The sequence below is a fragment of the Idiomarina sp. X4 genome, from assembly GCF_002808045.1.
In the GTDB taxonomy this organism is placed as follows: Bacteria; Pseudomonadota; Gammaproteobacteria; order Enterobacterales; family Alteromonadaceae; genus Idiomarina.
Window position 1 is genome coordinate 1,720,514 of the sequence record NZ_CP025000.1, and the last position, 23,307, is coordinate 1,743,820.

The window sequence follows — 23,307 nt, forward strand, 5'->3', positions numbered from 1 at the left end:
AGAATCCATGATATTAATCGTTAGGGGGACCAACAGTAAAATACGCTCAATTCTCCAAAGTTTCACTTAGGTAACTCTATATGTACTTCAAGGCCTGTGGTGTAGGCATTGTTGAATGAAATTTTTCCATGGTGCAGTTGCACTATCTTATGTGTAATCGACAGGCCTAAACCAGATCCTGATACACCACTATGCTCTTGAAGTCGATAGAAACGCTCTCCCAAGCGCTCAAGTATTTCTTCAGGGACGCCCTTGCCTTCATCAGCAACCTTGATAATGACTCTATTAGCCGCCTCGGTCGCGACTATCTGTATTTTCGAATTTTTCGGCGAAAATTTCATTGCATTGGACAACAGGTTGGTTAAAGCGCTAACGATAAGAGTTTCGTCGCAAATTATTCGAATAGAGGAAACATCAATGTGCCACTGGTGATTTTCCACTTTATTAATTGGTAAGTTATTTAGCGCCAAAGAGACCAACTTACTGATTTCAACTTCCTCAAACTTTTCAGTAAAGTTTAGGCTATCAAGCCGGTTCAACAACAATAGTTGATTAACGAGGCGTGACATTCGCTCCACGGAGTAAAAAATTGACTTGCCAGAGTGCTTGGCATCGCCAAGTGAATCAGCTGAAATGACATTTTCGGCGTGTACTTGGATTGCGCTTAACGGTGTGCGCAGTTCGTGAGAAGCATCAGCGACAAACCGCTTTTCGCGTTCCGAAAACATTTTAATTTGATGCAACAACCGATTTAGTGCTTGCCGGATCGGAACCAACTCATTGGGTAGCTCGGACTCAACTGGCGACAAGTTATTTAACTCCCTAGCTCTTAGGTCGGCAGCAAAACGGTTTACGGGTTTTAGGACAATATAAACGATGAACAGTATTATTAGGCTTATTGGAACCCACATTAATAATAGTGGATAGAGTTGCTCTGAGGCTAAATAGCCACTCAGCTCACCTCGAACATCCTGACGCTGAAAAGTATGAACCCATATGTCTTTCGATTCCTCGAAGTAGCTAAAGATAAACCACGTGTTTTTGTCACTCTTTAATGTATGGTAACCGGCTTCTAAACCCTTAAGGCTCAATGATTGAGGCTGGTTTGTTGAAGCCAGCAAATTACCGTCAACACCATGAATTTGGTAGCCAATCTTAGACTCATATTTATGACCGCTGGGACCTTTCTCTTCAGTGGAGCTACCCTCACCGACATCATCATATGCGGATATCGGAATTATTTGAGTGACTGACAGTTTATTTTTGGGCGGCGCATAAAATGTCGCGAGTGACTTTGCGGTTTGAGCCAGTTGCGCATCAAAAACCTCATCCAGCTCATGCAAAATATCTCGGTAGCTAGCCCACGCGGTGGCGGCGAGTACAGTAACAACGGCTAAGTTGATGCCAACAACCAATGAACGACGAAGTGACCACAGGCTCATGATGATCCATCTTGTAAGCGATAACCTAGACCTCTTATAGTTGAGATAAGGCTACCATCGATTTTCTTGCGTAAATAGTGGATGTGCACTTCCAACGAATTACTCTCATGATCGCCTTCCCACCCATAGCACGCACTGGCTAATTGCTCTTTACTCACTATTTTTCCTTTATGCAGCGCTAACTGTTTCAGTAGCAGCCACTCAAGTCGAGTTAAATTAATCGTTTTGTCACGAAAACGGCATTCCTGTGATGATAGGTTAATAGTCAGCTGCCCACAGGTTATAATATCGTTTAAGTGCTGGTTTGCTTTGCGAACCTGCACTCGAATACGCGCTTCTAATTCGCGTAATTCAAAAGGCTTAACCACATAGTCGTTGGCGCCTTCGTTTAATGCCAGTACTTTAGTATCAATATCATCCCACGCTGTAAGTACGAGAATCGGGATTTCTTGGCCTGCTTTCCTTAACTTTTTAATCAGTGGTACGGCATTTCCATCGGGCAGTCCGAGATCAAATATTGCAAGATCAAATTTATCTGTCCTAAGGGCGCTCTCAGCTTGAGACAAGTTTGCCGCTAGTTCAACTAAGTATCCCATTCGGCTCAGACCCTTGATTATTCCTTCCGCCAAATGCCTATCATCTTCTAGTAGTAGCAAACGCATGTGCGTACCGTCCATCAGGTTTAGTCAAGTCAAGGTGTTCGTTGTAAACAGAGGCTTCAACATTAAAGTAGCCCAGGATCGTGTGCGAGAAATTATCATGGCTGATAGTAGCGCTCGTTTCGTGTTTACTTACACTGAATATGTCGGACGGCCATACTATCCAGGGTATGTGGCGCTGTTCTTCTGGAGCTATCCAGTTAGGCAAGCCATGCAGATAGATACCGTTATCACCGAGTGATTCACCATGGTCAGATACATACATCATACTGCTGTCTAGTTCAGTGTGGCTTTTCAATAACTTTATGACCTGACTTACCAGTTGGTCGGTCACGAGCAAACTGTTGTCATATGCATTAGTGATTTCATCCACAGAACAATTCGACAGCTCTTGGCTTTTACATTCGGGTAAAAACCGTTTCATTTCGTTAGGCGACCGTTCGTAATAGGCAGGCCCGTGACTTCCCATTTGATGAAGCACAATAATTGAGTCTTGATGCAAATTGCTTAACCAAGATTTGAGTTGTTCGAGCATATCTATATCATAGCATTGCGATTCTTCACATCGGGATTCGCTCATTTTGACGGTTTTAATTCGGTTACAGACATCTTTGCAGCCAGAGTTATTTTCTATCCATGTTGCATTAATACCAGCAGTTTCTAAAACATCTAATACATTACTCGAGTTTCTAGCAACATCCGAGTAATTATCAGCGGTTAAAAAACTGAACATGCACGGCACTGAAATAGCAGTTGCCGTTCCACAAGACGTAGCTTTTTTATAGCTGAATATTGGCTCTGATGTCATGAGCGCATTCAGTGAAGGCGTTGTCGGTCGAGCATAGTTATTGATTGCAAAATGATCCGCACGCGCTGTCTCACCCAAAACGATTACCATGACTCTCGGTTTTTCAGACGTACCTACCTGAACGGCATCTTGCCCTAGTCTTATAAATTGAGTTGGGGTTTCTAGTTTTCGTTTCAAAGCCGAGACGGTTGATGATATGACGTTGAAAGGAGCAACTCTGTACTTCACATCTCGATGGTTGCGAAATAAAGACGCGAAGTCGTCATAACTGGTGTAAGCGATACCGACCGCTAATATTGAAAAGCAAGTCGCCGCTGCAAGACCTTGTTTTATTTTTGTTGTCGCACTGGAAGTGGGGAGTTTTATATACGCCAGCAATAGCGATGGGATAACACCAAGTGTTATGAAGGTTTCAAAAAAACTTCCCGAGAGTTGTTCACGAGCCTCAGCCGTATCGGTCTCAATTGCATTAATTATCATATCTGCATCAATGATAATGCCATATTCCGACATGTAAAAAAGTGCAGGAGCAGCAAGAACAAACAACAATATTGCGAATGGCTTAAAAGCATTAACGCATCGACTGATGGCGAGCGCAACAGTATAGAAAAAAGCAATGAACACCATCAGTTTGACTTGCGTGAACCCATGAACCCCGTATTCACTCAACGCACTCACAAGAGGACCCGAGTATGCTAGAGCAAGCCAAGCCGCAACGAGTATTAATAGAACTGGAAAATTAAGCGTCAGTCGCTGCATATTGCTCACCTATATGAAATATAAATAAAGAAACACTCCAACAGATGAATGCTGTTGTTATGTCATCAATAAAGAAGTGCGCGCCCCGCAGCTGTTGAACAGCTCCAAGTAAAAAGCCGGAAGAAAGTGCGAGAATTAGCGAAGCTTTCGCAAGAAGAGGCCTGTTTTTACGCCAGAAAAAGTACAGAGCAATCCAGGCAAAGCCAATACTTGAATGTCCCGAAGGAAAGCACCGACCCGAGCCAAAATGAGTGTCGTTGAACGACCATAAACTGATATATGGTTTGACTCCTCCGTATAACTGCAAATCCCAAGGACAGTCCATACCAAGCATCGCCTTGAGGTAATTCACTAAACCAAAAGACAACAAAACCGATAAGAGTAACAATACATACCGGCGCCGCTTGCTTTCCCCTTTGCTTGATAAGAACTGAGCCACGGTTAAGGCTAGGACAAGCACTACAAATGCGAGATTAAGCTTCCGTATACCGTCATGAAGAATCGTTTCAGTGATAAAGTGGTGCCTTAAAGACCACTGTCCCCCTTCAAGCTGGTATAACGCATTGGCGACTAAAAACTTAAGCTCTAGAAATTCTACGACCAGTAATATAGCGACAAAAACCGCCAAAACACTTGCCCAACGCCTCCAAACCGTCATGGACTTTAAAGCGGCCATACTACAGCTACCCAAACGACGATGAACTGACAGATAGCAATGAATACTGCAGCCGAGGCGATGTCCTTTGCTCGACCGCTGAGCTCGTGAAAGTCGGCGCCAATGCGGTCGACAACCGTTTCAATGGCGGAGTTTAGTAGCTCCGTAATAAGTAAACCAAGCAATGACATGAACATTAGCAACCGCTCTGAAAGCTCAAGCTCTGCTATCACTAAAACTGGCAACAACACCAACAATAAAAGTACCTCTTGTCGAAAAGCTGCTTCAAAACACCACGCCGCTCTGAGCCCTTTCATGGAATATTGCGTTGCATCGATGATTCGGGCTATGCCAGTTTTTCCTGGTTTCATAGTCACCTCTTGAGAAATAAAAACTGCATAGTAAACAGTCAATATTAAGTTCAGCTTAAGGTTCGTTCTTTAGTATCGCGTTCATTATCAGAGCTAAGTTGGGCTACTAATGAGCAATACACCTTTATTAAAAGAACTGAAGTCGTCGCTATTCCAATACCGGACGCTTATAGCGGGTTTTTCGCTGGGTCTAATTATCCTGAGTGTTAGTCGCTTACTATTATTTATATGGCAGTTTGAACGCGTAACTGAGGCAGGAGAGCTCAGTTACTTGATGTTAATGGGCCTCAGAGCAGACATCGTTCAGATGGGTTATCTGACGCTACCTTTATTGCTATTCGCGCCATTATTTTTAAATCGCTGGGGTGTGAGGGCTTGGCAAACAGTTCAAAGCGTTTGGTTGATTATTGCTATCACCTATATCACGTTTATGGAGGTCTCAACGCCCGCCTTTGTTATGCAATACGACTTGCGACCTAACCGTCTGTTTGTTGAGTATTTAGAGTACCCGAGGGAAGTGTTAAGCACCCTTTGGGGAGGGTTTAAAGTCTGGTTACTTTTGACCGCGGTAGTGTTGGGTATTTGCTTATTCGGACTCGGTAAGCTTGCTAAGCGACTGAACCAGACAACTTATGGTCATAAACAATACACTGGCAGGGCGCTTATTGTTTGGCCGCTTTTGATGGTAATTGTTTTTGCCGGTGTGCGGTCAACGTTAGCGCATCGCCCGGCGAACCCAGCATTTTTTGCGGTGACATCGGATGCTTTGGTGAATAGTTTAGTTATCAGTTCGGCCTATTCGCTTGAATACGCAATTTACAGCATGAGGCACGAGGAAAATGCCTCTCGTATATACGGTGATGCCAGTTTAGAGAAAATTCTTAACATAGTTAAAAGCCAGCCACACTTAGCAGGCAAGGCATTTCCATCTGACGAATACCCCACAGTGCACTTTAATAAAGCTTCCCGGAGCTTCGACAAACCCAAAAATATTGTCGTTATCTTGGAGGAAAGTTTAGGTGCGACTTTTGTTGAAGATCTCGGTGGGATTAATGTCACACCAAACCTAAAGCGACTTAGTAAGGAAGGGTGGTGGTTTCAGCAGCTTTACGCAACTGGCACTCGGTCAGTTCGTGGTATTGAGGCGGTTATTTCAAGCTTCTTACCCACACCGGGAAGAAGTACCGTGAAACTTTCACTGTCTCAGCAAAATTTTTATACCGCTGCTGACCTGTTGTCGCGTGAGGGATACTTCACTGAGTTTATTTATGGTGGTGAAACCCACTTTGACAACATGGGAAGTTTTTTCGCAAGTAATGGTTTTCAGTCTATTCTTGGTCAGAGTGACATTGATAACCCCAAGTTTGTCGGTAGCTGGGGAGCGAGCGATGAGGACCTGTTTAATACCGCTCATAAAAGGTTTGAGATGCTAACTAAAAAGGGAGCTCCCTTCTTTAGCTTGGTGTTTACCTCATCAAACCACGAACCATTTGAGTTTCCAGACGATGAAGTCGAGCTCTATTCTGCGCCCAAGAACTCGGTAGAAAACGCTGTCAAATATGCTGACTTTGCGCTGGGTAAGTTTATCAACAAAGCAAAGGCGAGTGATTACTGGGAAAATACGATTTTTTTGATTGTCGCTGATCACGATACGCGCGTCTATGGAAACGAGTTAGTTCCGATCCAAAAGTTTCGTATTCCAGGACTCATTCTGGGTGGCTCTATTCAACCCAAAGAGATTGATGAAATTACCAGTCAGATTGACTTAATGCCTACGGTTATCTCGCTTGCAGGCGTTTCAGCTTGGACCCCGGCGATAGGCCAGGACATTTCGAATGATAACGTGCCACCGGCTAATCGTGCCATGATGCAATTTGGTAATAACTACGCGTGGATGACACCCAAAGGAGTAGCGATTTTAACTCCTGGAGAGGATAAAACCGGTCACTATGACTTCGATGAGAGCGCCTTTGTGGCTGACCAAAACATCAGTCAGCAGTTGCGTAATGAGGCACTAGCTCATGCATTATTGCCTTCTTGGCTATATCAACACCGAGCATATTTTGTCCCAGAAAGTTTAACTAAGCTTTCTAACGAATAGATCCTAGCTAGAAATTAGTAATTGAGCGAATGCGCGGCTACTACTGGGGCTGTAGTTGGTCCGCTTCTCGCTCAGAGCGGACACTCCTAATATTATCTGGCAATTTATTCTTAGTCAGTGCAGTTAAAGTAAAGCCAGCAAACACGCTGGCTTATACTTAGTTACATTCTGAACCCATGACATGTTTTAGATGAGTCAAGACAGTATCCATTGTTTCTTTGTTATAACTGTAATGGTCTCCATCCAAATCGATATGCAGCACGGGGTTCTCATAGCTATTATCTGACAACCTTTGTTCAATTTTATTAGCCATTTCGAATGAAGGCCAAATTTGGTCTTGCCTTGCTGAGACCAGCGTAACCGAGCCTTTGATCTTCTCGACAGGAATTGCAGCATCGTTGAACTCTTTTGGGGAAGCTTCAGATAAAGCGTCAGTAAAGGCATTTCGGTACTCACCGGTAAAAATTCCGGATAGCATGTCAAAAGATAATAAAGGGGCCTCAATGTAAGGTAGTGGCTGTCCGTCGATGCTCCAGCTTGAATAGCTCATTGGTGTTTTCACTGCATTCCAGACAACATGACTCGGGTATGCAGCAACAATGTGATTAACCGTATTAAAATGGCTGCCAAGCAACAAAGATAATTCCGCACCTTTTGAGAAACCGAGAAGTGCAACACACTGACCTTTAATGCTCGAGTCTTCAGTTATTGCCTTAATACGCGCGTCAATTTCGTTTAAAGACAGCTCAATAGGGCTATCGGGCGTTCCCAACGTATCAAAGTAACCCATTGATGCAACAGAGAATCCATAATCGTGATATCTATCCATCAACGGCTTCATATTTGGATTGGCAAAGTAATTACCACCGTCACTTCCTCCTACCAAAATGACTAACGGGTGTGCTTCTCCGTCGCTAATGTAATTGGTGTATAAATCAGGTGCTGGTGCGTTTTCGCAGGACGCAAGAGCCCCCACCAGTAAAAATGGTGTTATTAATTTTTTCATTGTTTTTCCTTATTTTTTAGGGTTAAGCACTACATCGTTAAGTGCCTTTTTAGTTGGCGTGCGCCATTTCGGCTGGTTAATACTTCCAGCTCGGAGTGAATAAATCTTAAGAGCAAGCGCCCATTAAGCCAGCGCTCGGCTTCGCTCAATCGAAGCCGATTAATGATTGCGCCACGATGGACACGGAGAAAGTGTGCTGGCAGTTGTTGCTCCAGCTCAGTTAATGTCTTGTCTAAAGGGTAAGTCTGCGAACCGCAATGGGCCACTTGCGTCCCGTTGTCGATAATAATGGCATCGATATCCTCAATTCCTACGTTTCTCATACGTTGCCCCACCTGACTAATCAATGTTTGTGGCAGCGTTTGGGCTCGTTTTAGTCGCAGCCGCTCAGCGACTCGTTCAAGTGCGAGCTGAAGTCGTTGTAGGCTAATCGGTTTGAGAACGTAATCAGCGGCGGCACCGTTGAAGGCTTCAACGGCATAACGGCTGTGTGCCGTTGTGAAGATAACTTCGCTATTGCAGTGTTGCCGGTTTAATTGCGACAGCACATCGATTCCATTCAGTCCTGGCATATTAATGTCGAGTAAAATGACATCGGGTTGTGACTCTGAAAGATGCTGAAAAAGCTCCTCTCCGGACCTTAGCTCGGCTTCAATACGCCACTCGGGTAATGCACTTATAAGCTGATTCAGCTTCAGTCTACTTGCGTATTCATCGTCAACGATAAAAAGAGTATTAATCATGATTGGACTCCAAGCTGATGTTGACAACCGCTCCCTTAGACTCTGGGTCATTCGACAGCTGGATATTGGCATGGCGCATAAGGCCAATCCGTCGGATTGTCGTGCTCAAACCGAGTCCCGAATGCTTTAAGTTTTCAGGTTGAGTAGCCAGGACTATGTCAGGAAAACCGGGACCATTGTCGCGGATAATAACCTGCAAAGCACTGCCACGAGCTCTACACGCTAACGTTAATTCAATTGGAAGCCGCGTGGCATGTTTAATTGAGTTTTCCAGTATTGGTTGCAACAAAAATGGGGGAATCTGCACATCTAGAGTTGCTTCATCAATGTCTATATCGATTTTCAAATCATCACCGAGCCTAGCACGCTCTATATTCAGCCACTTTTGTAGGATCATTAATTCATGTTTGAGGCTGATGGTATCGACATTATTCGTATCTAGGATATGTCGCAACACGGATGCTAAATCGTGAGTCAGCAGCTCTGCCTTTTTTGGATTCGACGTAATGAAAGCCGTTAACGTATTAAGGCTGTTAAACAAGAAATGAGGATGCAAGGAGTGCTTGAGTTGATTCAACTCAGCATGCTGGCGCAGCAAACGTTCGGTTTGTAATGCTTTGTAGGCTCTGTAGGCACGATAAAGAATATACGTTCCAATAGCCCAGGGAATTGACATGAAAAAGACGTCAAGCCAACCAAATTCAACACCTGGATAAATGCCTGCTAGAGCAAAGCCCCAGATTCGATAGCCGATATAAAAGCAGCCAAACCATAGAAGCAGCTCATAGAAAATATTGTTGATGCCGAGCCTTTTGATAGCGAATACAGCCGAAGAAATAGGTACCCAAAATAGGAAGATAATCGCAACAGCTCCAGCTAACAGAGCGTCATTGGTTCCAACCTGTCCTCGCTGCCACCAGTCGAGAAAGGTAATCGTGGCACTGATAAAACTTAACCCGAGTAATGCAATAAACAGTTCTTTTTTAGTGATTTCTGGCATCGGTATGTCCGCTGCTTTTGGTTATGCAGACATTATTAAAGCCCTGAAGCTGAGTGTCACTGTGTTTCTGACTGAATGGTTAAATTAACGTGTTGAACTGTCGCTAGGGTTCGTCCGCTTTGAGCGATTAGTGGACTTTTCAGTAGCCTTTTATAAGGCAAATTTGTACGTGAAAATTACAAAGCAAAAAGGATCTTCCGATCCTTTCTGTTCAGCCAGTGCTACTTTAGTTCAAATAGTCACTTTTCCATACTTCAGCTGCCAAAGTAGCCATATATTGCTGACGACTTTCAATTTGACTACCGTCCCAGGAAGATGCTGAAATACCAGATAGAATTTGATAGGAAGACTCTCGATATATATCGATCTTATTTTGGAAGTTTTCATTCCCGACTCTTCTGTTTTCAGCTGGCGTCAATAGGCCGTAATTTCCTAGTCGATATATATACTCATCTTGTTGCTCAAGAGGGACAGCTTCACCCCATTGCTCTGAAGGATTTTCAGGCAATATATGTTCTATAGTTCCAGGATCGTTTTCCCAGTCAACTAGCGATTGCCGTAAATGACTTTCTAATTTGAAGAGAATGTATCGTGCTATCTTTTTTCGGTTCTTCGTTACTATTTTAGCTTTTTCAAAAGACTGCAAAAAATCAGTATCATTGACATAAACTTCTCTAACATCATTGAATACGGCTCTTGGCGTAGTAAGTCTTCCATCATGCACGCCAACAGCAGCTCTGCATAAGGCAGTTTCTAGATTGTTCGGGTTTAATTTCCCTATAACGCTATATCGAAATAATATAGCTTCTAGTAATTTTAATACTCTACAAAAATCACTTGAGTTAAACTTCCTCTCGCAAGAAAGAAGAAGTGGATTAATTTGTTTCGAGCCAAATATTTTTATTGCCTTTAGATGTCGGACTGCATCTGTTCTACCATCCCAATAATCATTGCTTGGGTCTTTAATTGCCATGTAAACTTCGGATTCAGACTCAATTTCATCTAGGAAATTTTGAGCATCAGTTGCACTACGAACTAGGTTCTTTATTCTTTTGAATAGTTGATGAGATCTTACAAACCTGCCGGTAGAATTAATGTAGTAACGAAGGAAATCTGGGAGCTCCTCGCTTTTTACATTAAAACATATCCTATCCCATTGACGCTGAATGATTTCCTGATCGGTTTGGGAAATTAATAGTGAAAATAAATAGTTTTTTAGTAGATCTGAGGAGCTTAGTTCTACCCCTCTAGCATTGAGAGTTTCAAAAACTGTATATGCTGATAGCTCATCTTCAACCTCGATCTGAATAAATATAAGTTTTCTAGCAACCTGATTGGTTAGGAAGTCTACGACATTTTCGCCTGTTAAATCAGATGAAAAGTGGTTAACAACTTTATCCTTAAAGTAGTCTTTACACTTAAGTATTAGTTGCGATGAGCTATTATAGCCACGAATTCTTCTCGGTGACTCTAATTGAATAAGAAACCTTTCGTAAATATCATTATTATTGTTGTTAAGTCTGAGCTTGCTTGAATAACGTAAGCTGGAAGCGTCCTCGTCTCCAATGAAACGCCCTCGAATTATTTGGGCTCGTCGACTGTTATTATCTGGTTCGTTGTCATTTTCAATCAGGTTTTCAAGTATTGAAAGTATTGAAACAACAAAGATACTTAGAGTTGTAATACGTTGTTGACCATCAATAATTTTAAACCTGTGTTCATGGTGCTCTTGCAAAACGAGAGAGCCCATATAGTGCTTTGTATCTGTTTCTCCCGAAATTTCTAAAATATCATTCCAGAGGTCTTCCCACTGCTCTTCCCCCCAAGAATAGTCTCGTTGATACAATGGTACTTCGAACCTCTTCTCGCCACTGAGTAATTCCGACAAACTTAATGTATTTGTGGCAAGCAGACTTCCCGACATTACTTATTCCCTATGATTTTTTATGCTTAATAATAAGGGATAACATAAATATAACAAGAGCGCCATACAACTTATCCGTAGTGATCAACAGTGTGACTTTGTGATTTTAATTCCCAACGTCCGCTTCTGGCACGAAGCGGACTATCAATTCATACTCAGATCAAGTGTTATTAACAACCCTATTTGAAATTTTTATAGCCCTTATAAAGTATTTTATTTTAAATTAAACACTTTATAGTCCATGTAAGGGCTTTTATATAAATATAATTGCGTGCCTTAAACAGTCTGCTACACTCTATTTATCAGTTTAAAGCCTATTTAAGGTTCGTTATATGAATTCAGAACGCGTTTCAACCATCATTGGTCAGCGAGTCAGGCAGTATCGGCTGAACCAGGATTTAACTCAGGAGGACGTAGCGACCTTAGCGAATGTCTCCCTTAATGCGGTTAAATCCGCCGAGGGTGGTAAAAGCACCTTACCCACCTATGTCGCAATTCTTCAGGCGTTAGGGCATATCGACAATTTATTGGCTGCATTCCCGGACGAGGGCGTTTCTCCTGTGCAACTACTCAAAAGTAGCACCAAACAGAAGAAACGAGCGAGCGGTAAAACGCGTGTGAAACCTGCTGACAATGAGGAGCTGGACTGGTGATTAATACCATTGAAGTTCGCTACAAAGGTGAGCCTGTCGGTGCCTTAAATTATAACAAAGGCGACACGGCGGCGCGGTTCGAGTACTTATCTGAATTTGTCGAAAAAAACATTCCGCTAGCGCCTTTAACCATGCCCGCCGAGAAGGGACGAATTTACTCCTTCCCTGGATTAAATTGGGATACCTTTAGAGGCCTGCCTGGCATGCTCGCGGACTCTTTGCCCGATGACTTTGGTAATGCGGTACTGAACCAGTGGGTTGCGCAACAGCCCGATCGCACAGAGCCTCTGAGTCCGCTTGAAAGGCTTCAGTATACCGGCGAGCGGGGCATGGGGGCGCTTGAATATCACCCTGCGCGTAAGAATCAAACCAACGCCAAAAACAAAGACATTGAGCTTGAGAGCTTAATGAAATTAGCGCAGGACGTGCTCGATGCTCGGACTGGTTTTCGCCAACGCACGCACTTTGACGACGCGGCAGACAAAGAAATGATGCAGGCCTTATTAGCGGTTGGCACCAGCGCCGGTGGCGCAAGACCAAAAGCGGTACTGGCGTTTAATAAAGACTTCAGTCAGGTTCGTTCAGGGCAGGGGCTTATGCCCGAAGGGTTTGAGCATTACCTGCTGAAGTTTGACGGCGTAAAAGAGCGCGACCCGTCTCAGCAAACCTTTGGCGACCCGTTAGGTTACGGCGCCATGGAGTATGTGTATTACTTAATGGCGACCCAAGCCGGCATTCATATGATGCCATGCCACCTGCTGGATGAAGGCGACCGACGCCATTTTGTGACCAAGCGCTTCGACAGAGTCGGCAACGAGAAAAAACATATTCAAACGCTGACCGCTATTAAGCACGTGAATTATCACGACATTGGCGCGTTTTCCTATGAAGAGATGTTTCAGGTTGCCCGCCAGCTGAGGCTGCCGCGGGCGGATGCTATGGATTTGTTCCGCCGCATGGTGTTCAACCACGTAGCCACCAACCACGACGACCACTCAAAGAACTTTGGTTTTATGCTGGAAGGCACACAGTGGCGATTGAGCCCGGCTTACGATGTGGCCTTTAGCTTTAAGCCCGGAAACCCCTGGGTAGAGCAGCACTGGATGTCGTTAAATGGCAAGCGCAGCGGCCATACTCGCGCCGACTTTTACGCGCTGGCAGACGTTCAGCTACCAAAGGTAGAGCGCAAAGAAATTGATGCGATTATTGATGATGTGATAAGCGCGGTGTCTAAGTGGCGGGAGTTAGCTAAAGCGCACGACGTACCGAAAACGCTGGCAGATTTCATTAGCAGCCATCTGAAGCTGAAAGACTTTGCCTGAGACGCGTTTATCGGGATAACAATGCGGATTATGTGTCGCAGTTTAATTATTCCGACCACACTGCGTATTCGTTGCCGCTAGGGCAAGTAAATTGAAAGCGTCGACCACCGGGAAAATCGAATATAGGCTTAATGATTTTACCGCCTGCGTCTTCAACGCTTTTTAAACTTTGTTCAAGGTCTTTGCTGTATAAAACCACCAACGCGCTGCCAGTCGATGTTTGAGCAACCAAATCAGATTGGTAAAAGCCGCCATCGAGCCCCGCATTTTGAATAGCAGAGTATTCTGGGCCATAGTCTACAAACTCCCAGCCAAAGGCCTGTTGAAAAAAGCGCTTGGTAGCTTCAAGACTCCGCGCCGGTAGTTCAATGTAATTAATTTTGGTTGAATTCATCATATGCCTCGCTTAGGGTTTTTATGCGGCAACGAGCTTCTTAACCTTGAGTTCTTTACGATGTTGCTCGGCATGCCAGAGTTCATACTGGGACTGCTGGTTTAGCCAGCTTTCCGCTGAAGTATTAAATGCGATTGATAGTCTGATAGCCATTTCAGGGCTAATACCAGCCTTGCCGTTCAGAACAGCACTTAACGTTTTCCGGCTTACGCCCAAAGCGTCCGCTGCAGCGGTTACAGATAAGCCAAGAGGCTCGAGACAAAGCTCTCGTACAACTTCGCCAGGGTGGGGGGGGTTGTGCATTAGCATACGAATACCTCAGTGATAATCTTCATAATTTACTATCTCTGCATCTCCATCCTCAAATCGGAAGGTCACGCGCCAGTTTCCACTGACCGTCACTGACCAAATTCCAGAGCGGTTACCGGAGAGCTCATGAAGTCGAAGACCTGGCAAATCCATATCTTTTGTGCCAGATGCCGCATTCAACCTACCGAGAATAAGCCGAAGCCTCTTTGCGTGGCTGGCCTGAATCCCTGCGGCGCTACCGAACCTGAAAAACTTAGCCAAACCTTTGTGCTTGAAGTTTCGGATCACGATTAAACTGTACCCTATAACGTATCGGGTGTCAATTTTTCTAGTTTCGGTATATTACGTATGGACATCCTGCTTGGAAAGTTATTCATCTTCGAGCTCCTCTCTAACTCGTAAAAAGCTGGCGAAGCGCGGTACGTCATTATTAGTGTAGCCATGGTACTTGTAGGTAATGATACCCCCGACAGGTGGCGGGTTAGCGCGTTCTGCATCTGTAAACCCAGTACCAATAGAAAATTCAATGCCTTGTTCATTTCGAACGCGTAGAGCCCCTAACATATTGGTGTATTTTCCTTTGCCTGGCAAATGGGCGATAACCTTGGCTTCTTCATCGAAATAAGGTTTCAACTTTAATAAAGCGTCGCTCCTGCCAGACTGATGAGGTGCCGTTGCCAAGTGTAGCATCAGGCCTTCTGCGCCCTTTTCAACCATAGCTTGCAGGTGTTTGCTTAACTCATCGTTGGAGGTAAACCTCTGTTGTTTAACCGCTTTGATATGCTTTTTGTTTATTCGCTCAATTAAGTTCGAATAGTTTTTGTATCGTTCTTCGAAAGGCAGCTGAGTGTCAGGCATATCAAACACCATATACTTCACTTGGCGCCAACGTTTTTCTTCTGGTATTTGCGTTCTGACAATAGAACTCAAGTCCTCAAAGTTCTGACGTTTTGTCCATAGTTCCCCATCAAGCCAGGCATCAGGTAATGGCGCAGTAAACCACTCAGGAGCTGATATTGGGCTCCCTTGCCGGGTTAACAGTTGATCGCCGGTCCAAATAGCTCGGATACCGTCATACTTTTCGCTGACTAAGTAGTCGCTAATAGGAATGTTCGTGTTTTCTTCATACACTTTTGCGAGTTGGGTTTGCGTTGCTGTCTGCAACGCGGCTGCGGGGAAGCTACAAAAGGCAGCGATAAAAAGTGCCGCTAAGTAAATGAAACGAACTTTAGAGAGTGTTGGCATCCTTGCCTCTTATTTTTGATTGAGTTGCAGCGCGTTTGCGCCAAGTGTCATACAGAGACTAGCATCGGTTGCTAAAGTTGGCAGCGTGGCGATGTCGTATTATGAGCTAAGCAAACTGATTTTCGCATTACGTTATAAGTCAAATGTGCGAAAACGGCGTATAAGAAAATGAAGTTTGCAAAAGGTGGTTCTAATGTCACAACAAAGTTCGAAACTTATTATTTTCTTTGATGGCGGATGTCCGCTATGCGTTAAGGAAATGCGGCATTTAAGGAAGCTTGATGAGAAACGACAAATAACGTTCGAGAATATTAATGAGCCGGACTTTAATCAACGATACCCTCAAGTTGACGTTGCTAAGGCTAACCAGTATTTACATGGGCAGACCCGTTCCGGTGACATGATCTACGGTCTGGATGTCACCTATGCCGCCTGGTCGCTAGTGGGTAAAGGCTGGATGATTGCCCCTCTGCGCTGGCCGGTTATTCGGTGGTTCGCTGACAAAACGTATTTATTTTTTGCACGTAACCGCAACCGTGTATCCAAGTTATTAACGGGTAAAGAGCGCTGCGCACAGTGTTCAATAGACTGATAAGCGCTAACCGAAAATTATAAGCAGAGTACTTTCAATATGAAAAAGATATCTTTGGCGTTATTGCTAGCACCAGTTTTCACAATGGCAGCCGAAAAGCCCCCTCAAGTCACTGCGCAGCAATTTGTGAACTTGCAGCAGGGCGAAACTGTTCACGAAGGGTTCCGAAGAGCCCACGCTAAGGGCATTTGCGTGACAGGGGAGTTTCGTTCTAATGGGCAGTTAGCTGATTACTCCGTAGCTTCTCTATTTGGGCGAGAGGTAACGCCTTTTGTTGGGCGGTTTTCGGTAGCGGGTAACAACCCAACCGCACCCGACTTAAAAGCACCTGTGCGCCGCTTCGCTTTAAGCTTTGCTATGAGCCCAACCCAGCAGTGGCGCATCGCGATGAATACGCCGCCGGTTATGCGGAGTCTTACCGACGCAGAGCAAAAGAAGTGTTAATGGGTGAGCTGGAGGAGCCGGGCGACCCATTGACGTATTTGGCTGGTTCCGCTTACCGGCTGCGCTGAATGTCGATATTGAGAACTATGCCGTATTTAGAGAATTGCACGGCTGGTTAGCAATATCCCTTATGGCACTGGTTGCTTTGCATGTCGCAGCTGCACTACATCATCACTTTATTCGCAAGGACAAGGTGCTGAGAAGCATGCTCTAGCTACTGTTTTTATTAATGGGGGAGTAAAGATCAGCAGGCGATCTTTTATTTAGGCTTATCTTTACTACACTTAACTATGAAGGTCACAAAATACATCGATACCTTTTGACGGTTAAGGAGTTTGTATGACTGGTCCAATGAAATCGAAAGTGAGTGAACACGATGAAAACCTGACTGAGGAAGAAAAGCGCAAGCTACAGTCACAGCAGGACAAAGAGAACCAGAGCCGCGAAGATCATCGTCGGCCAAACTCAACGCATGACACGCACTCTCAGAAAGACAAGCAAATTGCCCCTGAGCAGCGTGGCAAGGACTCTCGCTAAGGAGATAAGTGCTTATGCCTGACGTTTGGCGTGATAAAGACGAGCGCATGTATCAGCATATCAAGCAGACGCAGCTGGATGACGGCAAGAGTGAAGACGAAGCCGAGGAAATTGCCAGCCGCACCGTGAACAAGCAGCGGCGAGAGGAAGGGGTTACCGATAACACCACCACTCAAGGTACTGGTAACCCTAACACTCGGCTGGAAGAACGTACCAAGGAAGAACTTTATAACAGAGCCCAGCAGCTTGATATTGATAATCGTAGCCAAATGAGTAAAGACGAATTGATTGAGGCGATACGGCAAAAGCAGTAGCTGACGATTGGCGGCTTTGGTGGTTTAATAGGGTCATCAGTAATAAGGACAAGCAGTCAATTTGTCATGGCCGACACACGTTATATAACTCGGAATCGTCTCTCTCAGGAAGTGAATAAAGCCCGCATTTGGGTCGCTGTTATTGGCGCACCTATTGCGGGCTTTTTAATGTATAACTTGCCAAAATTTTGGTGGATTGTTGGGTTAATTTATCTGTTCAGTATTTTAGGTGCAGCATCCACTAAGCGTTCAGGTGCAAAGGGCGAATTAAAAACACTGAAGCTTTTAGAAAAACTCCCCGATAGCTATATTTTGTTTAACCAAATTGATGTACCTAACCCACGAACCAAACGCGGCTTTACTGAGCTGGATTTGATTGTGGTGGGTCCTAACGGTGTATTCGTAATAGAAGTGAAGAACAACAACTCTAAAGTAACGGGGGATGAGCAGGCGGCTAATTGGACAGCTCATAAAATAGGGCGTAAGGGTGGCTGTTATAAAACCAAAGTCCGCAACCCAATAAAGCAGTTAAAAAAACAGGTTCATGTTTTAGCTGAACACCTGAAGAAAAATCGCGCATCCACCTGGATAGAGGGGGCTGTTTTTTTCTCGCACCGTAACGCACGGATTAAATTGTCTTCACAACCCAGTGTACCCGTTTTCCAGCGCAAAGGGCTGGTTGAATATATTCTTAGCTATCAGCCGAAGCGGTCACCGAAGAACACGGAAAAGGTTATTCAACAATTGGTCAGTCTTAAGCGACGTTCTTGCTAGTTGCTATTTCGCTTATGTTAATCCAGTGTTATAAACTTTAATGTTGAGTCAGTAAGCTCGTGTAAGGGGATGAGTGTTATGAACCGTTTAAAGGATAAAGTCATATTAATTACAGGAGCTGCGAGAGGTATCGGTGAAGGTATCGCTCGAGAATTCCATGCCCAGGGCGCGACCGTTATTTTAACGGATACGCTTAAAAGCGATATTGAAGCAATAGCTAAAGAGTTAGGCGAGAACGCGTTCTTCCATCCCCTGGATGTGTCTGAGGAGCAGCAGTGGATAGAACTATTTGGCTGGATTGAAGACAAGCTGGGTCGTCTAAACGGCTTGGTTAATAATGCAGGTGTTACTGGTTTGGAGTCAGCTAACGAAGTACATAACCCAGAAAAAGCATCATTGGAAGCCTGGCGCAAAGTGCATGCGGTTAATTTGGATGGTACGTTTCTGGGGTGTAAACATGCCATTCAATTTATGCGTAAAACCCAAAGTGCAGGAAGTATCATTAATATGTCGTCGCGTTCGGGCCTGGTAGGCATTCCCGGAGCGGCTGCCTATGCCTCTTCGAAAGCTGCAATTCGGAATCACACGAAAACGGTAGCGCTTTATTGTGCTCAGGAAGGGCTGCCGATTCGATGCAACTCCGTCCATCCTGCCGCCATTATGACACCTATTTGGGATCCTATGCTGGGCTCAGGACCACAGCGTGAAGTTAACTTTAAGAAAATTGTTGATGCCTGCCCGATGCGACGGTTTGGGGATGTTAAGGAAGTTGCGCTACTTTGTGTCATGTTAGCTTCAGACGAGGCAAACTATATTAACGCGTCTGAACTCACAATAGACGGTGGCGTTTTAGCTGGAAGTTTTTCTGCAACAAGCGATTAATTGGTGAGTATGTGGTTAAGAAGAAAAGCCCGTTAGTGGCGCTGGTTTTATTTGTTATTGGACTTATTCCAGTCGTGTTTTTGTCGAGCTGGGTGACTAGCCTTTCGGCGGACAGGCTGCAGCAAAGCGCCAATGACGAAGCTTTAGAAGAACTGCTGCTCGCCAAGTCCACTTTGGAAGCTTCTTTATTTAGAGATGTCTTTCTATCAGACAGCTTAGCGACCGTATTTAGTATTGACCCTGAAATAGCTTATAAAAATTTTCACGCCATAGCCCGCAGAATGCTGGAAAAGTCCGAGAATGTAAGAAATATAGGGGTTGCTCCAGACGACATTATCGCTAAGAACTTTCCAGCAGAGGGAAATGAGAAGGCGATTGGCCTGGACTTTCGAACGGTTCCTTCGCAGTACGAAACCGTACTAGCTGCGAGACTATCAAAAGACGTTTATCTTGCAGGGCCATTGGAGCTAGTGCAGGGCGGGACGGCAATTATTGCCCGACTACCGATATTTGACGATTACCCACGAAGCGAAAATTACTGGGGCTCAATAAGCGTTGTTATTGACTACGAGAAGCTGATGAAAGCTTCTGGGTTATCGAACATGAGCAATGCGAAAATCGCTCTTCGGGGAGTCAATGGTCTTGGGCAACAGGGTGAGGTATTTGAAGGAGATGTAAGCTCTTTTAATAATGCAGATTACCAAGGAAAAATTGTTGTTCCTAATGGTGAGTGGTGGATTGCGGCGAACTTCGATACGACGCTGACCGATAGGCAGAAGTTAGCATTGACGGCTAGTTACTGGGGCATAATCGCACTCTACGCCATACTTTATGGGGGAGTTTACTTATTATGGCGGTACTATAGAGCAGAGAGGAAGCTGGCTAATCAAGATCCATTGACGGGCCTTTTTAACAGGCGCTTTGTTTTCAGCTACTTGGAAAAGCTCCTTAGTAAGCAACGAGATAGTGCACAGTTTTGTATATTGGCAATTGATTTAAATCGGTTCAAAGAAATTAACGATCTTCTTGGCCATGAAGTCGGTGACGACATGCTGAGGCTTGTTGCTGAGTCGCTTGAAGAATCAACGCGAGCGTCTGATATTGTTGCCCGCTTAGGTGGGGACGAGTTTCTGGTGATACTCAATCGGGTTGATAATAATAACGTTGCTGAGCAAAAGCTAAATCAGATAAAACAGTATGTCGAATCTAAAGCGCTCCAGACCGAAACAGGCTCTATCGCTCCTTCTTTAAGTATCGGCTTTTCTTTAAGCTCTGAAACGAATAATGGAATACCGAGCCTATTAAAAATAGCCGATGAAAGAATGTATAAAAATAAGCAGGATAAAACGTCATGAAATTCGTTGAAGCCGGCAAATTGAAAGATAACCTCGCGAACTATCTTCGTGATTTACCCAAGTGGCTTCAGTTTGTTTTGATTTTCGCTCCGTATGTGACTTTTTTCTATTTCGATCTAAGTCTTTGGGGGCAGCTGTATGGCGCGTTAATGGTTTTGTTTGCGTTTTATATCACTCCCGATGCCTTTTCTCGGTCTCATAATAGAAGTGAGGTGAAAAATATTATGGCATTGCTCGATGCTCAAGGTGATAAGCTTCGGGTCGGCCTTGAGCAGGTACCTTCAACTAAGTTAAAGCGCGTAGCGGTTGGTGAGTACAATAAAAGCTCGGCTATTCTGAGTTTTCCTTTTAACTATCAAATTAGCCACCATTATGTCTTTCCCATCCAACAGCTAGACTCGGTGCGAGAGTTCTTTAAAACCAACTATCCGCAAATAGATCTTATCACCTGATTCTTCACAGCTTTGCCATTATTAGTTAACAAAACTGCAACAAAAAGCTTTTAAAGTATCAAAGTGTGTGGTACTTATGAGTTGTGGTGTTTTTGTTAACAAGTGCGCTAACACCATCGCAAAAACCATAAGAATAAAGTCGTATAAAAAGCAGGAGGTCTTACCATGGATCATTCAGAAGAACTGCAAAAGGTAAATGACAAATCTGGCAAAGGTCGCGCCGCAAAACGTAAATGGCGTGAAATAGAGCAGCTGAAAGAAAAGTATCGGCTGCGGGAAGAACTCTCCGAAATGGATTACTCGCTAGACCTCGACTTAGAAGAAATCGAACTCTAAAAAGAAACGCCGCTTGATTCATTTCAAGCGGCGTTTTTGCTTTAGCGAATTTTTGCGAGCATTTGCTTGAGGGCTTTAGGGGCGCCCGCGGCAATGTTGCCTGACTGTACATAGTTATGGCCGCCCTGGAAGTCACTAACAATACCCCCGGCTTCGCGAACCAATAATTCACCGGCGAGTATGTCCCAGGGCTTTAAGCCCATTTCCCAGAATGCGTCGTGGCGTCCGGCTGCAACGTAGGCTAAGTCCAGTGCCGCTGCACCGGCTCTGCGTACATCCGCACAGTGCTCAAATAACTTATTAAACATTTCCAGGTATTCAGGCAATCGACTTTTCATTTTGAACGGGAAGCCTGTTGATAAAATGGCGCCTTTCAACTCAACTTTTGGAGAAATACGCAAGCGACGACCATTCAATTGCGCGCCCGCACCGCGTGAAGCAGTGAAGAGCTCTTCTCGAATGGGATCATAAACAACAGCTTGCTGCACAGAACCTTTGTGAAGCAATGCAATAGAAATACAGAAATGGGGGATACCGCGCATGTAATTGGTCGTACCGTCCAGCGGATCGATAACCCATTGGAAATCATTTTCTTTTCCAGCCTGAGTACCGCTTTCCTCTGCAATAATACCGTGATCGGGGTAAGACTTCTTAATTGTGTTGATAATAGCCTGTTCAGCGGCTTTATCCATGTCAGTGACCCAGTCGTTTAAGCCTTTAGATTCGGCTTCTACAGGGTTACCCTGATCGAAATTTTTAACTAAAATTTTGCCGGCCGCACGCGCTGCGCGCACCGCAATATTTAACATCGGATGCATACCAATTACCTGTGCTGTAAAAGAACAATTTTCGGTCGCGGATCATACCAGTGTTGGGGTATCATGCCAAACTTTTCGATAACCTCGCAGAATAGGCCGAGACGTTAACGCGCAAAGCAAAGGAAATACTCATGCTCGACAATATACGCATTGTGTTGGTGAACACTTCTCATACCGGAAATATCGGCTCAGTCGCCCGCGCTATGAAAACCATGGGGCTGTCTGACTTAGCCTTGGTTGACCCGGTGCAGGAGCCAGACAGTCATGCATCAGCACTCGCCGCTGGCGCAACAGATATTCTGGCGAACGCGACCATTGTTGATAACTTGCACGATGCAATTTCAGATTGTGGACTGGTGGTCGCGACAAGTGCTCGCAACCGTACTCTGGATTGGCCTTTACTCGGTCCTCGTGAGTCAGCTGCAAAAGTGTTGCAAGAGTCTAGTCAGCATAAGGTTGCGCTGGTTTTTGGTCGTGAGAGTAGTGGATTAACGAACGAAGAGCTTCAGCAAAGTCACTTTCACCTGCATATTCCGACCAACCCGGAATATGGTTCACTGAACTTAGCAATGGCCGTTCAGTCAGTCTGTTACGAAGTGCGCATGCAATGGCTTGAGGCGGAGGAGAAAGTCGAAGCCGAGATTCCTGAGTACCCGCGAGTGGATGATTTAGAGCGTTTTTATGACCATTTAGAAGCCACACTGACAAATACGGGCTTTATTAATCCGAAGCATCCGGGGCAGGTGATGACGAAATTGCGACGTCTTTATAATCGGGCGCGTCCGGAAGAGAGCGAGATCAATATTTTGCGAGGAATGCTCGCGTCTGTGGATAAATCGGTCGACAATACTTGACTAAAATAGTCGGGAATGTAGAATTTCAACTTACGAATAACACTTCCCGAGGAAATTGCTATGCGTCTGACATCAAAAGGCCGATACGCGGTAACCGCAATGCTTGATGTGGCTTTGTTTTCAGCAAAAGGTCCCATCCCATTGGCGGACATCTCAGAGCGTCAGGGCATTTCCTTGTCCTATTTAGAGCAGTTGTTTGCTCGTTTGCGCAAGCATGGATTAGTCGACAGTGTGCGGGGACCTGGTGGTGGTTACCGACTAGGACGTGAGCCCGCTGATATTTCGGTAGGCTCAGTGATTCATGCCGTCGATGAGTCAATTGATGCAACGCGGTGCCAGGGTAAAGCCAACTGCCAAGGTGGCGAGCGCTGTTTGACGCACTCATTGTGGGAAGGTTTGAGCGATCGAATTTCTGACTTTTTGGATGGCATTACGCTAGCCGAGTTGATGAAGAACTCTGATGTGGGTGATGTTATGCAACGCCAGCACTTACGCCATGCATCGGACGAAGACATAAAAGTTAACTGCCAACTGTAACGGCACTTTTCAGGAGGACTT

Annotated in this window: 28 protein-coding genes and 1 pseudogene; 15 read left to right on the forward strand and 14 right to left on the reverse strand. The window is 44.8% G+C overall.

All coding sequences use genetic code 11. The annotated features are described in order from the left end of the window. Positions 1-62: 62 nt before the first annotated feature. From CWC33_RS08195 to CWC33_RS08215, 5 genes are read right to left on the reverse strand one after another with little or no spacing between them, the layout of a single operon-like run. Complete coding sequence (locus tag CWC33_RS08195) at positions 63-1,442, reverse strand: ATP-binding protein (protein ID WP_100691541.1); 1,380 nt, start codon at positions 1,440-1,442, stop codon at positions 63-65. Continuing rightward, entirely contained in the window at positions 1,439-2,038 is a 600-nt protein-coding gene (locus tag CWC33_RS08200; RefSeq protein ID WP_232709775.1) for a winged helix-turn-helix domain-containing protein, read from the reverse strand. The genes CWC33_RS08195 and CWC33_RS08200 overlap by 4 nt, the downstream gene beginning before the upstream one ends. A 40-nt stretch (positions 2,039-2,078) precedes the next feature. Next, positions 2,079-3,668, reverse strand: coding sequence for a phosphoethanolamine transferase (locus CWC33_RS08205; RefSeq protein ID WP_100691543.1), 1,590 nt, complete (start codon positions 3,666-3,668; stop codon positions 2,079-2,081). Further along, positions 3,649-4,344 carry a phosphatase PAP2 family protein gene (locus tag CWC33_RS08210; RefSeq protein ID WP_100691544.1) on the reverse strand — a complete coding sequence of 232 codons (696 nt, stop codon included), beginning with the start codon at positions 4,342-4,344 and terminating at the stop codon, positions 3,649-3,651. The genes CWC33_RS08205 and CWC33_RS08210 overlap by 20 nt, the downstream gene beginning before the upstream one ends. Then, positions 4,332-4,694: a diacylglycerol kinase gene (locus CWC33_RS08215; RefSeq protein ID WP_100691545.1), complete on the reverse strand. Its 363-nt coding sequence runs from the start codon at positions 4,692-4,694 to the stop codon at positions 4,332-4,334. Before CWC33_RS08215 ends, CWC33_RS08210 begins: the two co-directional genes overlap by 13 nt. A gap of 109 nt (positions 4,695-4,803) precedes the next feature. On the opposite strand from CWC33_RS08215, the gene CWC33_RS08220 reads away from it, so the two are divergent. Beyond that, positions 4,804-6,795, forward strand: a complete 1,992-nt coding sequence (locus tag CWC33_RS08220) for an LTA synthase family protein (protein WP_100691546.1) — start codon at positions 4,804-4,806, stop codon at positions 6,793-6,795. A 157-nt stretch (positions 6,796-6,952) separates the two neighbouring features. Here the strand turns inward: CWC33_RS08220 and CWC33_RS08225 are convergent, their stop codons facing one another. From CWC33_RS08225 to CWC33_RS08240, 4 genes are all read right to left on the reverse strand, one after another. After that, positions 6,953-7,801, reverse strand: coding sequence for an acyl-CoA thioester hydrolase/BAAT C-terminal domain-containing protein (locus CWC33_RS08225; RefSeq protein ID WP_100691547.1), 849 nt, complete (start codon positions 7,799-7,801; stop codon positions 6,953-6,955). A 29-nt stretch (positions 7,802-7,830) separates the two neighbouring features. Then, positions 7,831-8,544, reverse strand: coding sequence for a LytR/AlgR family response regulator transcription factor (locus CWC33_RS08230; protein ID WP_164976534.1), 714 nt, complete (start codon positions 8,542-8,544; stop codon positions 7,831-7,833). Continuing rightward, positions 8,537-9,544 (reverse strand): sensor histidine kinase, encoded by a 1,008-nt coding sequence (locus tag CWC33_RS08235; RefSeq protein WP_092842133.1) that lies wholly within the window; start codon positions 9,542-9,544, stop codon positions 8,537-8,539. Before CWC33_RS08235 ends, CWC33_RS08230 begins: the two co-directional genes overlap by 8 nt. A gap of 226 nt (positions 9,545-9,770) precedes the next feature. Continuing rightward, a complete protein-coding gene (locus tag CWC33_RS08240) occupies positions 9,771-11,468 on the reverse strand; it encodes a DUF262 domain-containing protein (RefSeq protein WP_100691549.1) in 1,698 nt (565 codons plus the stop codon). 332 nt (positions 11,469-11,800) lie between these two features. On the opposite strand from CWC33_RS08240, the gene CWC33_RS08245 reads away from it, so the two are divergent. Further along, positions 11,801-12,121: a helix-turn-helix domain-containing protein gene (locus CWC33_RS08245; RefSeq protein ID WP_100691550.1), complete on the forward strand. Its 321-nt coding sequence runs from the start codon at positions 11,801-11,803 to the stop codon at positions 12,119-12,121. Then, on the forward strand, positions 12,118-13,443 hold the full coding sequence (locus tag CWC33_RS08250; protein WP_100691551.1) for a type II toxin-antitoxin system HipA family toxin: 1,326 nt from the start codon (positions 12,118-12,120) through the stop codon (positions 13,441-13,443). Before CWC33_RS08245 ends, CWC33_RS08250 begins: the two co-directional genes overlap by 4 nt. Positions 13,444-13,489: 46 nt before the next feature. Here the strand turns inward: CWC33_RS08250 and CWC33_RS08255 are convergent, their stop codons facing one another. The 4 genes from CWC33_RS08255 to CWC33_RS08270 form a co-directional block, all read right to left on the reverse strand. Continuing rightward, entirely contained in the window at positions 13,490-13,840 is a 351-nt protein-coding gene (locus CWC33_RS08255; protein ID WP_198511816.1) for a VOC family protein, read from the reverse strand. Positions 13,841-13,858: 18 nt separating this feature from the next. Beyond that, positions 13,859-14,146 (reverse strand): HigA family addiction module antitoxin, encoded by a 288-nt coding sequence (locus CWC33_RS08260; RefSeq protein ID WP_100691552.1) that lies wholly within the window; start codon positions 14,144-14,146, stop codon positions 13,859-13,861. A gap of 9 nt (positions 14,147-14,155) precedes the next feature. Continuing rightward, positions 14,156-14,434 (reverse strand): type II toxin-antitoxin system RelE/ParE family toxin, encoded by a 279-nt coding sequence (locus tag CWC33_RS08265; protein ID WP_100691553.1) that lies wholly within the window; start codon positions 14,432-14,434, stop codon positions 14,156-14,158. A gap of 81 nt (positions 14,435-14,515) precedes the next feature. Next, positions 14,516-15,391, reverse strand: a complete 876-nt coding sequence (locus CWC33_RS08270; RefSeq protein ID WP_100691554.1) for a DNA ligase — start codon at positions 15,389-15,391, stop codon at positions 14,516-14,518. A 193-nt stretch (positions 15,392-15,584) separates the two neighbouring features. On the opposite strand from CWC33_RS08270, the gene CWC33_RS08275 reads away from it, so the two are divergent. The 10 genes and pseudogenes from CWC33_RS08275 (at position 15,585) to CWC33_RS08320 (ending at position 21,077) form a co-directional block, all read left to right on the forward strand. Continuing rightward, entirely contained in the window at positions 15,585-15,983 is a 399-nt protein-coding gene (locus tag CWC33_RS08275) for a thiol-disulfide oxidoreductase DCC family protein (RefSeq protein ID WP_100691555.1), read from the forward strand. Positions 15,984-16,022: 39 nt separating this feature from the next. After that, positions 16,023-16,391, forward strand: a pseudogene (locus tag CWC33_RS08280) (catalase); the annotation flags it as partial. A 139-nt stretch (positions 16,392-16,530) separates the two neighbouring features. After that, on the forward strand, positions 16,531-16,641 hold the full coding sequence (locus tag CWC33_RS12735; RefSeq protein WP_232709776.1) for a cytochrome b/b6 domain-containing protein: 111 nt from the start codon (positions 16,531-16,533) through the stop codon (positions 16,639-16,641). A 125-nt stretch (positions 16,642-16,766) separates the two neighbouring features. Next, on the forward strand, positions 16,767-16,964 hold the full coding sequence (locus tag CWC33_RS08290) for a hypothetical protein (protein ID WP_088767576.1): 198 nt from the start codon (positions 16,767-16,769) through the stop codon (positions 16,962-16,964). A gap of 14 nt (positions 16,965-16,978) precedes the next feature. Next, complete coding sequence (locus CWC33_RS08295) at positions 16,979-17,278, forward strand: Rho termination factor N-terminal domain-containing protein (RefSeq protein ID WP_088767577.1); 300 nt, start codon at positions 16,979-16,981, stop codon at positions 17,276-17,278. 66 nt (positions 17,279-17,344) lie between these two features. Continuing rightward, positions 17,345-18,052: a nuclease-related domain-containing protein gene (locus CWC33_RS08300; RefSeq protein ID WP_100691556.1), complete on the forward strand. Its 708-nt coding sequence runs from the start codon at positions 17,345-17,347 to the stop codon at positions 18,050-18,052. Between the two features lie 78 nt (positions 18,053-18,130). Next, positions 18,131-18,934 (forward strand): SDR family oxidoreductase, encoded by an 804-nt coding sequence (locus CWC33_RS08305; RefSeq protein ID WP_100691557.1) that lies wholly within the window; start codon positions 18,131-18,133, stop codon positions 18,932-18,934. A gap of 11 nt (positions 18,935-18,945) precedes the next feature. Then, the gene (locus CWC33_RS08310; RefSeq protein WP_100691558.1) at positions 18,946-20,289 is read left to right on the forward strand and encodes a diguanylate cyclase; all 1,344 of its coding nucleotides are present in this window, start codon (positions 18,946-18,948) and stop codon (positions 20,287-20,289) included. Then, on the forward strand, positions 20,286-20,741 hold the full coding sequence (locus CWC33_RS08315) for a hypothetical protein (RefSeq protein ID WP_100691559.1): 456 nt from the start codon (positions 20,286-20,288) through the stop codon (positions 20,739-20,741). The genes CWC33_RS08310 and CWC33_RS08315 overlap by 4 nt, the downstream gene beginning before the upstream one ends. 165 nt (positions 20,742-20,906) lie before the next feature. Continuing rightward, on the forward strand, positions 20,907-21,077 hold the full coding sequence (locus tag CWC33_RS08320; protein ID WP_088767582.1) for a DUF3545 family protein: 171 nt from the start codon (positions 20,907-20,909) through the stop codon (positions 21,075-21,077). A 41-nt stretch (positions 21,078-21,118) separates the two neighbouring features. Here CWC33_RS08320 and suhB read toward each other — a convergent pair whose 3' ends face one another. Continuing rightward, positions 21,119-21,895 (reverse strand): inositol-1-monophosphatase, encoded by a 777-nt coding sequence (suhB, locus tag CWC33_RS08325; RefSeq protein WP_100691560.1) that lies wholly within the window; start codon positions 21,893-21,895, stop codon positions 21,119-21,121. A 131-nt stretch (positions 21,896-22,026) separates the two neighbouring features. On the opposite strand from suhB, the gene trmJ reads away from it, so the two are divergent. Next, positions 22,027-22,749, forward strand: a complete 723-nt coding sequence (gene trmJ / locus CWC33_RS08330; protein ID WP_100691561.1) for a tRNA (cytosine(32)/uridine(32)-2'-O)-methyltransferase TrmJ — start codon at positions 22,027-22,029, stop codon at positions 22,747-22,749. Between the two features lie 60 nt (positions 22,750-22,809). Further along, the gene (gene iscR, locus CWC33_RS08335; RefSeq protein ID WP_088767585.1) at positions 22,810-23,286 is read left to right on the forward strand and encodes a Fe-S cluster assembly transcriptional regulator IscR; all 477 of its coding nucleotides are present in this window, start codon (positions 22,810-22,812) and stop codon (positions 23,284-23,286) included. The last annotated feature ends 21 nt before the right edge of the window (positions 23,287-23,307 follow it).

Bases quoted from the DNA above. Each gene is read 5' to 3' on its own strand.
- CWC33_RS08230 (WP_164976534.1), bottom strand. From the start codon at position 8,544: ATGATTAATACTCTTTTTATCGTTGACGATGAATACGCAAGTAGACTG.
- CWC33_RS08315 (WP_100691559.1), top strand. From the start codon at position 20,286: ATGAAATTCGTTGAAGCCGGCAAATTGAAAGATAACCTCGCGAACTAT.
- CWC33_RS08215 (WP_100691545.1), bottom strand. From the start codon at position 4,694: ATGAAACCAGGAAAAACTGGCATAGCCCGAATCATCGATGCAACGCAA.
- CWC33_RS08270 (WP_100691554.1), bottom strand. From the start codon at position 15,391: ATGCCAACACTCTCTAAAGTTCGTTTCATTTACTTAGCGGCACTTTTT.
- CWC33_RS08245 (WP_100691550.1), top strand. From the start codon at position 11,801: ATGAATTCAGAACGCGTTTCAACCATCATTGGTCAGCGAGTCAGGCAG.
- CWC33_RS08290 (WP_088767576.1), top strand. From the start codon at position 16,767: ATGACTGGTCCAATGAAATCGAAAGTGAGTGAACACGATGAAAACCTG.
- CWC33_RS08200 (WP_232709775.1), bottom strand. From the start codon at position 2,038: ATGGGATACTTAGTTGAACTAGCGGCAAACTTGTCTCAAGCTGAGAGC.
- CWC33_RS08220 (WP_100691546.1), top strand. From the start codon at position 4,804: ATGAGCAATACACCTTTATTAAAAGAACTGAAGTCGTCGCTATTCCAA.
- CWC33_RS08255 (WP_198511816.1), bottom strand. From the start codon at position 13,840: ATGATGAATTCAACCAAAATTAATTACATTGAACTACCGGCGCGGAGT.
- CWC33_RS08195 (WP_100691541.1), bottom strand. From the start codon at position 1,442: ATGAGCCTGTGGTCACTTCGTCGTTCATTGGTTGTTGGCATCAACTTA.
- CWC33_RS08275 (WP_100691555.1), top strand. From the start codon at position 15,585: ATGTCACAACAAAGTTCGAAACTTATTATTTTCTTTGATGGCGGATGT.
- suhB (WP_100691560.1), bottom strand. From the start codon at position 21,895: ATGCATCCGATGTTAAATATTGCGGTGCGCGCAGCGCGTGCGGCCGGC.
- trmJ (WP_100691561.1), top strand. From the start codon at position 22,027: ATGCTCGACAATATACGCATTGTGTTGGTGAACACTTCTCATACCGGA.
- CWC33_RS08300 (WP_100691556.1), top strand. From the start codon at position 17,345: ATGGCCGACACACGTTATATAACTCGGAATCGTCTCTCTCAGGAAGTG.
- iscR (WP_088767585.1), top strand. From the start codon at position 22,810: ATGCGTCTGACATCAAAAGGCCGATACGCGGTAACCGCAATGCTTGAT.
- CWC33_RS08225 (WP_100691547.1), bottom strand. From the start codon at position 7,801: ATGAAAAAATTAATAACACCATTTTTACTGGTGGGGGCTCTTGCGTCC.
- CWC33_RS08320 (WP_088767582.1), top strand. From the start codon at position 20,907: ATGGATCATTCAGAAGAACTGCAAAAGGTAAATGACAAATCTGGCAAA.
- CWC33_RS08295 (WP_088767577.1), top strand. From the start codon at position 16,979: ATGCCTGACGTTTGGCGTGATAAAGACGAGCGCATGTATCAGCATATC.
- CWC33_RS08210 (WP_100691544.1), bottom strand. From the start codon at position 4,344: ATGGCCGCTTTAAAGTCCATGACGGTTTGGAGGCGTTGGGCAAGTGTT.
- CWC33_RS08205 (WP_100691543.1), bottom strand. From the start codon at position 3,668: ATGCAGCGACTGACGCTTAATTTTCCAGTTCTATTAATACTCGTTGCG.
- CWC33_RS08260 (WP_100691552.1), bottom strand. From the start codon at position 14,146: ATGCTAATGCACAACCCCCCCCACCCTGGCGAAGTTGTACGAGAGCTT.
- CWC33_RS08235 (WP_092842133.1), bottom strand. From the start codon at position 9,544: ATGCCAGAAATCACTAAAAAAGAACTGTTTATTGCATTACTCGGGTTA.
- CWC33_RS08240 (WP_100691549.1), bottom strand. From the start codon at position 11,468: ATGTCGGGAAGTCTGCTTGCCACAAATACATTAAGTTTGTCGGAATTA.
- CWC33_RS08305 (WP_100691557.1), top strand. From the start codon at position 18,131: ATGAACCGTTTAAAGGATAAAGTCATATTAATTACAGGAGCTGCGAGA.